Source organism: Streptomyces sp. HSW2009 (genome assembly GCF_040240285.1).
In the GTDB taxonomy this organism is placed as follows: Bacteria; Actinomycetota; Actinomycetes; order Streptomycetales; family Streptomycetaceae; genus Streptomyces.
This window is the reverse complement of the sequence record NZ_JBEHZD010001137.1, coordinates 1-524: the sequence shown is the minus strand read 5'-3', so window position 1 is coordinate 524 and position 524 is coordinate 1. Positions and strand designations below refer to the sequence as shown.

The window sequence follows — 524 nt, the reverse complement described above, 5'->3', positions numbered from 1 at the left end:
GCCGACGACGCCGCCCAGCGGTCAGCCGACGGACGGTTCCTCCGCGCACCCGACCAACCCGGGCAGCGGCACCGGCGGCACCGGCAACGACGGCTCGGGCACCTGCCCGGTCGACACCGACGGCAGCGGCTGCGCGGACAACACCGACACCGACAGCGCGGGTGCGCAGCCCGTACAGCAGAGCAAGCCCAAGGAGGAGCTGGCCGAGACCGGCGCCTCCGAGACGACCTTCCTGGTCGTCGGCGCGGCGACCATGATCGCGGGCGGTGTCGGCTTCCGGCTGCTGCCGCGCCTGATCAACCGCCCCGCCGCGGCGGCCTGATCCACCCGATCCACCGGACTGCGGGGCCACGCCGGAGCGAGTGAACCGGCGGCCCCGACGGCGCACACCGCGCCCGCCCCGACCGGCGGTCCACGCAGGGGGGGCCCCCCCCGGGGGGGCCGGGGGGGGGGGGCCGGGGGGGGGGGCCCCCCGGGCGGCCCGGGGGGGGGGGGGGGGGGGGGGGGGGGGGGGGGGGGGGGGG

Annotated in this window: 1 pseudogene; it reads left to right on the top strand. The window is 80.9% G+C overall.

Going from position 1 to position 524, the window contains the following annotated elements:
* Positions 1-322: pseudogene (locus AAHZ94_RS34925) on the top strand (hypothetical protein); the annotation flags it as partial.
* Positions 323-524: the final 202 nt, after the last annotated feature.